Origin of the sequence: Nostoc sp. CMAA1605 (assembly GCF_021596505.1) — a bacterium.
GTDB lineage: Bacteria > Cyanobacteriota > Cyanobacteriia > Cyanobacteriales > Nostocaceae > Trichormus.
Genome location: NZ_PJIZ01000057.1, coordinates 40822 through 53575 on the forward strand (window position 1 = coordinate 40822; position 12754 = coordinate 53575).

General features: G+C 41.1%; 8 protein-coding genes and 1 pseudogene. 7 read left to right on the forward strand and 2 right to left on the reverse strand.

Annotated features, from left to right (window positions below; translation table 11 throughout):
• Positions 1 to 127: 127 nt before the first annotated feature.
• Together CV014_RS18625 and CV014_RS18630 are read right to left on the reverse strand one after the other, a co-directional pair.
• Positions 128 to 943, reverse strand: a complete 816-nt coding sequence (locus tag CV014_RS18625; protein WP_236143386.1) for a DUF3598 family protein — start codon at positions 941 to 943, stop codon at positions 128 to 130.
• Positions 944 to 1074: 131 nt separating this feature from the next.
• Entirely contained in the window at positions 1075 to 1980 is a 906-nt protein-coding gene (locus CV014_RS18630) for a cell division protein FtsX (protein WP_236143387.1), read from the reverse strand.
• 167 nt (positions 1981 to 2147) lie between these two features.
• Here CV014_RS18630 and def point away from each other — a divergent pair, with 167 nt between their 5' ends.
• The 7 genes and pseudogenes from def to CV014_RS18665 all read left to right on the forward strand — a co-directional run.
• Positions 2148 to 2711, forward strand: coding sequence for a peptide deformylase (gene def, locus CV014_RS18635; RefSeq protein ID WP_236143388.1), 564 nt, complete (start codon positions 2148 to 2150; stop codon positions 2709 to 2711).
• 12 nt (positions 2712 to 2723) lie between these two features.
• Positions 2724 to 2927 (forward strand): hypothetical protein, encoded by a 204-nt coding sequence (locus CV014_RS18640; protein ID WP_103136319.1) that lies wholly within the window; start codon positions 2724 to 2726, stop codon positions 2925 to 2927.
• A 271-nt stretch (positions 2928 to 3198) separates the two neighbouring features.
• Positions 3199 to 4002 (forward strand): PD-(D/E)XK nuclease family protein, encoded by an 804-nt coding sequence (locus CV014_RS18645; protein ID WP_236143389.1) that lies wholly within the window; start codon positions 3199 to 3201, stop codon positions 4000 to 4002.
• 147 nt (positions 4003 to 4149) lie between these two features.
• Positions 4150 to 4776, forward strand: coding sequence for a GNAT family N-acetyltransferase (locus tag CV014_RS18650; RefSeq protein ID WP_236143392.1), 627 nt, complete (start codon positions 4150 to 4152; stop codon positions 4774 to 4776).
• A gap of 319 nt (positions 4777 to 5095) precedes the next feature.
• Positions 5096 to 7390, forward strand: coding sequence for a single-stranded-DNA-specific exonuclease RecJ (gene recJ / locus CV014_RS18655; protein ID WP_236143390.1), 2295 nt, complete (start codon positions 5096 to 5098; stop codon positions 7388 to 7390).
• Positions 7391 to 8566: 1176 nt separating this feature from the next.
• Complete coding sequence (locus CV014_RS18660) at positions 8567 to 10540, forward strand: HlyD family efflux transporter periplasmic adaptor subunit (RefSeq protein ID WP_236143391.1); 1974 nt, start codon at positions 8567 to 8569, stop codon at positions 10538 to 10540.
• Between the two features lie 114 nt (positions 10541 to 10654).
• A pseudogene (locus CV014_RS18665) lies at positions 10655 to 12754 on the forward strand (peptidase domain-containing ABC transporter); the annotation flags it as partial.

Genomic DNA, 12754 nt, shown 5'->3' on the forward strand with positions numbered 1-12754 from the left:
AATCAAAACTTATAGATTTTTATTTTTTCGTATGAAACTACCCTGCTTTTTCACTTTTTCAGGTGGGTTAGAGGGGATCTAAATGTACTAAATAGCACAGCCAAACACTTTTCAAACAACCTCTAAACTACTGCTTAACTCGCTGTTCTGTTACAAGAGTCAGACTCACCCATTCGCCTTTATTGTTATAGCTGCGAATCATTCGCTGGCGGAGGTTTGGTTGAATTAACCAACCGACTTCTAAAATTAATCCTTGATTGAACTGTGGGTTGAGAGGAGAAGTTGCGGAAGCACCATTGGGGAGGAGTAAAACTTGTACTTGTTTTTGGGGATTTTGGTCAAAGATGATGGTGTTACCCTGAATCGTAGCAGTTGAAGTAATTGTGCGATCGCTAAAATTCAAAGTTTGAATTAATCGTCCGTTGTTGTCTAGTGTTAGTGTGAGATTGGTTGAGAAAGTATCAGCAGGATTCAAGTTAGCATACATAGTTATCGCTTCACCTTGCCATTCTCCCAACAAGTCATTTACCTGCAAACGTGGAGTTTCGATTGGTTCAGTACCGGCTAAGTGTTCAGGAATGAGAGTGAGTTGATAGAGTTGTCCACTTTTGTTAAATAACTGAACTAGACGTAAGCGGCGATTTTCATGGATAAGTCCCAATTCTGCACCGAATTCAGTAAAGGGTGCAAGTTGAATTGTACCCTGGGAAAATGCGCCATTCGGAAAAAATAGCGTAGTTCGGGATAAAGAACTATATTCTAAAACCAAATCAGGTTGTCCTTCGCGACGTACAACCTGATGAATAGTTTGGTTATTGTTCAACCCTTCTAAGGAAACTGTACTTTTTACACCTTCTAGATATTCTCCTTGGGGTGAAAAGCGAATAAATGCACCTTCCCAAGTACCAAGATTTTTTAATAGAGATTCCCATTGAGATGTCATGGTTAGTCAATAGTCAATAGTCAATAGTCAATAGTCAATAGTCAATAGTCAGTAGGGGCGGGTTCTGTGGGATATTCATATTAGAAAACAGATATTTGGGTTAAACCCCCCCTACATTAGTCAACAATTTGCTAAATTTTCTTAACTAAGCGTCTGACTGCAAATAAGCTGCCTATTAATCCTACACCTGCGCCGAAACTTAATAACATTAGGGGTAAAAATAAAATTTGCCCTGGTGTTAGTTGTAAACCGTTGGTGATAAATTGAATGAATTCTGGTTGATTGGTGAGCATTCTAGAAATGAACTGCTGAATTACGGAAATCAAACTCCAGGCGATCGCACCTCCTAGTAAACCAAAGGTGATTCCTTGTAAAATAAACGGCAGATAAATCCACGCCGACGTAGCACCCACTAGCTGCATAATTTCAATTTCCCGCCGACGCGCCAAAACAATTAGACGAATAGTGGTAGTGGTGACGGCGATCGCGGTTAATGTCAAAATACTGGTAATCGTGACAGTAATCCAATTTAAACCCCGATGTAACTGGGCGATACGTTTGACGGCTTCATCTATATACTGCACCGTTTCCACCCCTGGTAATTTCGCCAATTGTGTGGCTAAATTCGGCACAACTTGAGGATTACGTGCTTTAACTTTCATCTCATCAACTAAGGGATTTTCCCCTAACTGTTGTGTCGCATTATCAATATCCGAAATCCCCAATTCTCTAACTAATTTAGTCCAAGCTTGTTCCTTGGTGATAGTTTTTATATGTACCACATCTGGCATTTGCGCCACGAATGTTTCAAGAGTTTGGGCGCGTGTGTCAGTATCGAGATAAACTGACACCTCTAGTTGACTACCAAATTGATTGAGGAGTTTTTCAACTTGCCAAGAAGTCTGCAAACTCAAACCAAATAAAAATAATAATACGGTGACTGTACTAACAGCCGCCCAATTCATCCACCCACCACGCAACAAACCCAGAAAGGTTTCCTTGAGGAGATAGTCGAGTTTTGTCAGGAATTTGAACATAGTCAATAGTCAATAGTCATTAGTTATTAGGGAACAGGGAACAGGGAACAGGGAACAGGGAACAGATTAATATTCAATGCCCCATGCCCCATGCCCCATGCCCCATGCCCCAGTCTCTTGATAGAATTAAACTAATAGGAATTGTCACAATCTAGCCGTCGAAAGTCATGCCCTCTGAAATTGCTGTTGAGAAAAAAAAGTTAAAAAATCCGCCTTTGAAACTCCACTATCTAGGCGATCGCGTTCTGCGTCAACCTGCCAAGCGGATTAATAAGGTAGACGATGAAATTCGTCAACTTATACGCGAAATGCTACAAACTATGTACAGCAATGATGGCATAGGTTTGGCTGCACCCCAAGTTGGAATTAATAAGCAGTTAATTGTAATCGATTGCGAACCGGATAACCCTGATAATCCGCCATTGGTGTTGATTAACCCCACCATTAAACAAGTCAGTCAGGAAATTTGTACGGCGCAAGAAGGCTGTCTGAGTATTCCTGGTGTGTATATGGATGTTAAGCGTCCTGAAGTGGTGGAAGTGTCTTATAAAGACGAAAATGGCCGCCCCCAAACACTCAAAGCTACTGACTTACTCGGACGCTGTATACAGCATGAAATGGATCACCTCAATGGTGTAGTGTTTGTAGATCGTGTAGACAACTCCTTGACTTTGGCACAAGAGTTATCTAAGAATGGCTTCTCGTATCAAGCAGTCAAACCAGTAGAGTAGGGTGGTCTAGTAGTGTATTTAACTCCAAAAAGTGGTTTTTTTCTAGCTAGCTCTTGTGTAACAGCGATCGCAGCTGTTGGTTCAGTGTTTGAATTAAGTTCAGGACAGCCAGATTTAGGCGTACAAATCACCGCCATCATCTTAGCTTTGAGTATTCCTCTAACTGGTTTATTTTTTGTTGCCGCAGTTAGGGATGCAAGGGCTAACATTAAATAAGCATCAGGTACATAAAAAGGGAAAAGGATGAAGTTCACTAGTAAGGTTCATTCTTTTCCCTTTTCTCATGGTTTTAGGGGTGTAGGGGTTTAAGGGTGTAGGGGTGTAAGGGTATGAGGGTGTGGGGGAAGCAAGAGAAGAAAAACTTCACTCAGCATGGGCTAAACGCCGCACTACCGCTAACAGCACTTTCAAGACGGGTATATAATCATCTTCTTATTCACCCCTACACCCCTATACCCTCACACCCTTACACCCCTACAATGAGAGAATGCTGACAACTTCTACTCAACTATTACGACTTTCTCAAGGACATCTCAATTTACTAGAGACTTGTCCCCGTAAATTTCAGCACACTTATTTAGAACAACTCAACTCGCCTTTAGATCCTGAACACGAAGCACGTCAGATTTTAGGGAGTCGCTTTCACTTGCTGATGCAACAGCGAGAAATGGGTTTACCAATTGATCATCTCTTAGCCGCAGACACACAATTGCAAAGTTGGATGTCTGCTTTTGCTGACGCAGCACCAGAGATTATCCAAACCACGACGAATGCTGAAGTCTTTCGGGAAAGTGAACATTACCGCACTCTGCAAGTGCAAGATTATTTACTAACTGTTATTTACGATTTACTCATTGGGGATAACCAACAAGCTCAAATCTTAGATTGGAAAACTTATCCCAAGCCGCCAGATAAACGCAAGTTAGCCCAAAACTGGCAAACTCGGCTATATATGTATGTCTTAGCGGAAACTAGCACCTATTTACCAGAAAATATTTCTATGACCTATTGGTTTATCCAATCTGAAGGTAAACCACAAAATCTGAAATTCACTTACAGCACTAGCGAACACGAAAAAACTGCGAAGAAACTTCATCAGTTGTTAAATAAATTAACTAATTGGTTAGCACTTTATCAACAAAATCAACCTTTCCCCCAAGTGACGGAAGGTAATAAAGCTTGTAACTATTGTCAGTTTGCCATGAGGTGCGATCGCATTCCCAAAACGGAAGATACCAACACGCAAGATACTTTACCAAATATCGCTAACATTCAAGAAGTAACTATTTAATTGGGGACTGGGGATTGGGGATTGGGGATTGGGGACTGGGGACTGGGGACTGGGGAAAAGGTAGATTTTATACCCATGCCCTATGCCTTATGCCCCATGCCCTATGCCCTATGCCCCATACCCAATTCTCTTACACCCCTAATATTTATGACAAATTTTGATCAAAATGATGCTGTTTATGTTCGCGAATTAGGGATTGATGATATTGCTCCCGTTTATCATCTAGGAGAAGGATTATTTACTAGTGATTTATATCCCTATCTATACCGTACCTGGGATGAATGGGAAGTCATCGGACTTTACAACACAGATCCAGAATACTGTTTAGTGGCGGAAACAGATGGAGAATTAGCAGGATTTATTTTAGGGACGATTATCACTAAAGCCTCCTGGACTTATGGTTATATTTTATGGTTGGGTGTCAATCCTAAATTTCAGCGTCAAGGAGTTGCAGATAAGTTAGTTGATAAAGTTGTTGCTCGCATGATTGAAGATGGGGCAAGATTTATGTTAGTGGACACTGATCCTACTAATATACCCGCCGTGAAGTTTTTCAACCGTAAGGGTTTTGGCAATATCCGCCAACATATATTTCTATCAATGAATTTAAGCAAACACCCATATTATGGCAGACTAATTGATTATGAACATCAAAAAGCAGAAAGGGCAGGTTATAGACGTTCTCGTCCTGCAATTCGCGCCCGAAAGCCTGATGGATTTGCCAATGAAGTAATTTTAAATCCTCTCGTCAATGAACCTATAAATAATGAATAAATGTTTGTAGTTAGGACTTTAGTCCTCTCTTTACTCAAAAGATAAAAATCTTGACTAAGAGATGATTTATAAAGTAAAGCTTAAATTGTAGGGTGCGTTAAAGCAACGCGTAACGCACCGCACCATAATCACACGGTGCGTTACGGCAATTTATACTGTCGCTCATACTCAAATCCTGACAACGCCGTAACACAACGGCAATAAAGCGGGAGGAAAATCCACACTGCTTTTTGCCTCCCCTACTTAATATTTACTTTATCAACAATCTCTAAATTTCTGAATACTAATTTTAAATAATATCCAATTTTGAATTAATGCAATGCAGTGGATTTTAGCAACAACTGAAGAACCACCAGCGTGGTTTATCCAATTAATCAAACAGTACGCGCCTGCATCGTCAAGTGGATTATTTGCAGCCCAATTGTTATGGCAACGGGGAATTCAAGATAAATCACAATTAGCTGCTTTTCTTAACCATAAAACATATCAACCAGCTAGCCCCTTTGAGTTTGGGCAAGAAATGCACCTAGCAATGGCACGTTTGCAACAAGCACGCAACGCAGGTGAAAAAGTAGCGATTTGGGGTGATTTTGATGCTGATGGAATTACATCTACTTCTGTGCTTTGGGATGGCTTAGGACAATTTTTTATTCAACATCAACAGTTAACTTATTACATTCCCAATAGATTAAAAGAATCCCACGGCTTGAACGAAATTGGTATTAATAACTTAGCGGCACAAGATTGTAAATTAATTGTCACTTGTGACACTGGCAGCACTAATATTGATGAAATTATCTATGCTCAAAATTTAGGTATAGATGTCATAGTTACAGACCATCATACTTTACCTGCTGAACGTCCACCAGTGACAGCAATTATTAATCCCCGTTATTTAGCCAAGGAACATCCACTGTATAATTTGTCTGGGGTAGCGGTGGCTTATAAATTGGTGGAAGCCCTTTATCAAACTTTACCTGATATTCCCCAAGACCCATTAGAAAATTTATTAGATTTAGTTGCAGTTGGTTTAATCGCTGATTTAGTCCAGTTAAGTGGTGATTGTCGATATTTAGCACAGTTGGGAATTCAGAGGCTACAAGCGGATTTGCAACAACCACCAGCACTGCGCCGCAGGCCAGGAGTAGGACGATTATTGGAATTGTGCCAGAAAAGTGGCGATCGCCCCACAGATATTTCCTTCGGTTTAGGGCCACGCATCAATGCAGTTAGCCGCATCCAAGGTGATGCGAGTTTCTGTGTGGAATTACTCACTAGTCGCGATATAAAACGCTGTAGTGAACTTGCAGAGGTCACAGAATTAGCCAATGCACGCCGCAAATCTCTGCAAAAAGATGTACAAACCCAAGTCAACCAAAAACTCAGCCAATTAGACCTTTCAACTACTAGTGTCATTGTTCTCGAAGACTCCCAATGGCCAGCCGGTGTCTTAGGCTTAGTCGCTGGACAAGTCGCCCAAGAAACAGGCCGCCCAACGATTTTGTTGAGTACGGAAGGGACTGGGGAACCAGCACGAGGTTCAGCCCGTTCAATTAACTCCGTTGATTTATATCAGTTGGTGAAAGACCAAGCTTATTTATTGCATCGTTTTGGCGGACATCCCTATGCGGCTGGGTTGAGTTTACCAGTGGAAAATATTCCTTTATTTCGAGATGCGATTAATCAGCAATTACGGCAAACTTTAGGTGGAATTAATCTTACGCCTACGGTACAAGCAGATATTGTAGTGACAGTAGCCGATTTGGGTAAAGAATTATTTTTAGAACTCAAATTATTAGAACCTTGTGGGATGGGAAATCCTGTGCCTAAATTATTTATTAAAAACTGTTGGTTTGAAAATACTTGGCATCGCAATCAACAAGATTCACAAGGGAAAAAAGTACAGTATATTAAAACCGATTTTGATATTCGCGATGATTCTACTAGAAATCCTTTTCCTGGAATTTGGTGGGGACATTATAAAGAAGAATTACCCGTAGGTAGATGTGATTGTATTGCTGAATTAGACTATAACACTTTCAAAAAACGCTATGAAATTAGATTAATTGCTGTTCGTCCTAGCGAAAATTCAACACCACAAACCCAACATTCCGCGAATATTCTAGATTGGCGCAATCTCTCCAAATCTCTCGTCCATAATTCCCCATCTCTGATATTAGAAGAATGTCCGACTCATTGGGATGATTTGCGTGCTTGGTGGCGGCGATCGCTCTATAATCATCAACAATTAGCTTTAGCTTGGTCTAAACCTAATCATCAACCACCCAAGGAAATTTGGTTGATACTGGTGGGTATTGCTAAATACCTAAGCCGGACAAATCAGTTAGTCACCCGTGTACAAATTTTAGAGAAATTGGGAATCAGCGATCGCGCTTTATTTTTAGGCATTAAGGCTTTAAAATATTGGGGATTTACTGTCACAAGACAAGACCGTCATTTGCAGTTTACTTGGGATTCTAGCAGCGTTTTGGAGTCAAAAAGTGATGTAGCTGTAGCAGAATTTCTCGCTGCTGTAAGTGAAGAACAATTTCAACAGCAGTATTTTGCGGAAGTTCCTTTGTCTACTATTGTGGCGATGGTGAATCAGATTTGAAGACGCAATTCCAAGATAGGGGCTTCTAAACTAAAGACGTATACTATCACTGTTTGGGCAAGGGGGCAGGGGGCAGGCTTCCGCCGTGAGCGTCAGCCGAACGGGAGCAGGGGGAAAGGAAATTATGGCGATAAATTGGTTAGTTTAGGCTTTGGAAGTGTCTCGATATTGGGGTATCTACTTTAAGACATAATTTTACTAAGATGATTTATGTCTTCAGATTTATGAATTATTACAGAACAATGCTTATAGTTAAGTTCGTAGGTGGTAATACACCTAATTAGTAAGTGAGGTTGACAATCATGTTGATGTATTTATCCATAAATAATTTTCGGACGCATTCATCAGAAAGCTGCGATCGCTATTCAGAATAAGTTAATTATTGCAGCCGCAATCATCTAAATCTTCCCAATCGCACCGTCTAATTTGGGAATTGATCAGAAATTATGTCAACGTGAATATTCCAGATAAATTTTTACTTGCCATCATCTCATCATCGTTCAAGGAAATGCCAAGATGAATCGCATATTCTGATGATATCTTGCACTCGCATCAGAATATATATAACTCGGAAATTCCTTGTGTTGTCAATAATTTAACTAGCATGATATTGGATAGGGTTAATCTGTCAATATAACTCTTATTTGATTTTTGCAATGCACATTCCCCAAGGCTTGGTGAGTTAAGACTTACGCTTAACACACCCGACTTAGATTTGTGCAGAAATCAAGTGTGAGAATTTAGTTATCAAGAAAATATGACAATTAAACATGAATCATGTGTGTAATTTAGTTGGCTAAATTACCAATTACTTTATCCTAAAAAAAAGGGGGAGAGGAGATTATATGAACTCGCTCAACGTAAGTGAGGATTTTGAGGGAGTTTGAGCGTTCTCCTCTGTGTTCTCTAGACGCTACCAACGCTAGATTTACAAGAAAAATAATTACCGCAGTAGGCAATATTTTCTTGTTCCCCTGCGATGATTATATCAATAATCATCCATAATGTTTGCTAATATTAGTAGCATTTTTCAGTTGATGCCTTAATTTACCCCGAAAGAAATAGGTATCAGTCAAAAGATATGCAAAATTGATTCCTAAAACTTTGTCGTGAACCACAAAACCTGCCACCATTATTCTGTTTTTTTACACATTGAGCAACAGAAGGTGCAATACTGTGAACACCTTACACCGCCAAGAAAATAATTTTTGGCATCAGTCTAATGAACAGATTCCTGAGCAACTTCCTATACTAGAAGCCAACGAATTTCTGCCCCACTTGGGTAAATGGACAAGTATCGGGGGAGGGATAATATTAACTATCTTTCTAGCAGGAATTGCTCTAACATCGATTTTGAAATATAACGTGACGGTGAAAGTCCCGGCTACAATTCGGCCTGTAGGAGACATTAAGGTTGTACAGTCATTAATCAGTGGCAAAATCGCCAAAATTGCGGTGACAGAAAATCAGACAGTAGCAGCAGGAGAAGCCATTGCATATATTGATAATTCTCGTTTGCAAAATCAAAAAAGTCAGTTAATAAATACTATTGGACAAAGTCAATTACAATTCAATCAAATAGATGCTCAGTTAAGAGAAATTGATACACAAATTGCGGCACAGAGGAACTTAAATCAACGCCTCACTACGGCTGCACAAGCTGAACTGAGTGGGACACAACGCAACTATACAGATCAGCAAGTTAAAGCTATGGCTGATATGGGACAAGCACAGGCAACTCTGACTTTAGCTAGAATACAACGCGATCGCCTGCAACGGGAAAACCTACTGCAAGCCACCATTCAAGAAACAGAAGCCGCTTTAGAATTAGCCAAAGTCCAACGCGATCGCCTGCAACGGGAAAACCTCCTCCAAGCCAACATCCAAGAGGCGGAAACAGCTTTAAAGCTAGCCAGAGAACAACGCGATCGCCTCCAGCGTGACAATCTTTTAAGGACAACAGTAGAAGAAACAGCCGCAGCCCTTGACTTAGCGAAAGCCCAACGCGATCGCCTACAACGGGAAAAACTTTTACAATCTACTATCCAAGAAGCTGAAGCCGCCTTAAATTTAGCCATAGTGCAGCGAGATAGAATGCAGCCGATAGTTACATCCGGTGCGATCGCGCGTAATGTCTATGAGGAAAAAGTCCAAGCCGTCAAATCCGCCGAGGCTAAACTAGCACAAGCCCAAGCTAACGCTAAAAATCTCCTCGAAGAAAAAGCCCAAGCTGTAATTTCCGCCGAAGCCAAACTAGCACAAGCCAAAGCCAACGCTAAAAATCTCCTCGAAGAAAAAGAACAAGCGGTGATTTCCGCCGAAGCCAAACTCGCACAAGCCAAAGCCAACGCCAAAAATCTTCTCGAAGAAAAAGCCCAAGGCGTAATTTCCGCCGAAGCCAAACTCGCACAAGCCAAAGCCAACGCCAAAAATCTCCTCGAAGAAAAAGAACAAGCCTTCACCACCGCCCAAGCTAATTTACTCAAAGCCAGAACAGCCCTTAATCCCAGTCATGCACCCGTGATTGTTGCCTCTGAACGCATTCAACAAGAACAGGCTAAAGGTGAAGGGACATTAGCAGCTTTAAATAAAGAAAGAGAAACAATGCTGCAACAACGCCTAGAATTTCAGACACAACTAGATAAAACTCGTAAAGAACTCCAACAAATTGAAAACGACATCAATCAGAGTGTCATTCGCGCCCCAATTGCCGGAACAGTCTTGCAATTTAACTTACGTAATCCAGGACAAGTAGTGCAACCGAGTGAAGCGATCGCCCAAATTGCCCCTCTCAATGCCCCCATCTTAATCAAAGCTTATGTCCCATCACAAGAAATCAATAAAGTCAAGCCCGGTCAACAAGTCCAGATGCGAGTTTCCGCCTGTCCCTATCCAGACTACGGCACTCTCAGAGGCACAGTCAAAACCATCGCCGCCGATGCCCTCCCCATTGTCAATAACACCCCATCACCCACCCCGCCCAAAGCTGGATACGAAGTGATTATCGAACCTCAAAACCCCTACGTCGGCAGAAGTGACAGGCCATGTCAACTCAAATCAGGCATGGAAGGCCAAGCCGATATCATCTCCCGCCAAGAAACCGTTCTGCGCTTCATTCTCCGCAAAGCGAGATTAATTGCAGATATGTAGGGATGGGGCATGGGGCATGGGGCATTGGGCATTGAATATTAATCTGTTCCCTAATGACTAATGACTATTGACTATTGACTATTGACTATTGACTTTCTTCATGTTGAATTAATTATGCTTGGTTTCAAAAAAACTTACCCCTGTGTTTTACAGTTCAGTGAAGAAGACTGTGGCGCAGCTTGTCTGGTGACGATTTGCAGGCGTTATGGACGCTTTTTGAGTTTAAATAAAAGTCGAGAAGCGGTAGGAACGGGACAACTAGGAACAACTTTATTAGGCTTGAAACGTGGTTGTGACAATCTCGGTTTTCATAGTAGAGCCGTGAAAGCTTCGCCTGCTATCATCGACAGAATCAAAGAACTGCGTTTACCAGCAATTATTCATTGGCAAGGCTACCATTGGGTAGTTTTACACGAAAAGCGGGGACGAAAATACGTCATTGCTGATCCTGCTGTGGGTTTGCGTTACGTTAGTCGGGAAGAGTTAACAGCCGCTTGGAATGGGGTGATGCTGTTACTTGAGCCTGATCCTCATCGTTTTGCTCAACAACCCCAAGAAAAACCCCAAGCCGGTTTTATCCGCTTTCTTCAGCGTCTTTCGCCCTATCGGGGGCTATTGTTTCAGGTGTTTCTCCTCAATATTGTCATGGGTGTTTTGGGTTTAGGTACTCCGGTACTGATTCAATTACTCACGGATGATGTGTTAGTGCGCGGAGATACAGATTTACTTACTGTTGTAGTTATCGCTGTGATAGCGATGACTTTATTTAGTAGCACGCTGGAATTATTAGAATCAACGATGATTGCTCATTTTGGGCAACGGTTGCAATTAGGTTTAGTGTTTGAGTTTGGACGCAGAATTTTACAATTACCTTTAACTTATTACGAATCACGGCGCAGTGGAGAAATCACCAGCCGACTCAGAGATATTAATGAAATTAACCAGTTGATATCACATATTGTGGTGATGTTGCCGAGCCAATTTTTTATTGCTGTGATTTCTTTGGGGTTGATAATTTTCTATAGTTGGCAGTTGGCGATCGCCGTCATTTTAATCGGTGGTTTAATGAGTTTATCTAGCTTGCCACTTTTACCAGTTTTGCAACAAAAAACGCGTAATCTCTTAGTTTTAGGTGCAGAAAATCAAGGTGTGTTAGTCGAAACCTTTAAAGGCGCACAGGTGCTAAAAACTACTAATGCTGCGCCGCAATTTTGGGATGAATTACAAAGTCGTTTCGGTCGTTTAGCGAATCTCACTTTCAGCACAATTCAAATTAGCATTATTAACAATACTCTTGCTAAGTTTCTTTCGACAATTGGCGGTGTAGTTTTACTGGCTTGCGGTAGTATTCTAGTAATTCAGGGACAATTAAGTATTGGGCAAATGCTCGCTATTAATGCCCTTCAGTTTAATGTGTTGGCATTAATTAGTACATTAGTGAGTTTAGTTGATGAATATTTCCGTTCTCAAACTGCTGTTTCGCGTTTGCTAGAGGTAATTGATGCAACTCCAGAAGTCGATGAAAAAATCCACAAGCCAGTTGCACAAATAGCAGGGGATACAGATATTCGTTTTTCTCATGTAAATTTCCACCATCCTGGAAGAGTTGATTTATTAGAAGATTTTTCGCTGAAACTTCCTGGCGGAAAAGTGATTGCTTTGATTGGTAAATCAGGCTGTGGTAAAAGTTCCCTAGCCAAACTCCTTGCGGGTTTATATCAACCCAATTCTGGTAATATCCGCATTGGTTTTTATAATATTCACGATTTATCCCTTGATTGTTTGCGACAACAGGTAGTTTATGTACCCCAAGAAGCTCATTTTTGGAGTCGCTCAATTTTAGAAAACTTTCGTTTAGGAACGCCACACATTGCTTTTGAAGAAATTGTCACAGCTTGTCATGTTGCTGATGCAGATAGTTTTATTAGTCAACTACCGAATAAGTATCAAACTGTGTTAGGAGAATTTGGTGCAAATCTTTCTGGTGGACAGAAACAACGATTAGCGATCGCTAGAGGAATTCTCACCAATCCACCTATATTAATTTTAGACGAATCTACTGCCGGATTAGACCCAGCGAGTGAAAGTAATGTTTTAGATCGCCTCTTAGAATATCGTCAGGTAAAACTACGATTTTAATTACCCATCGTCCGAGTGTTGTGCAGCGCGCTGAGTGGATTGTCTTATTAGATCAAGGTAAGGTGCAACTACAAG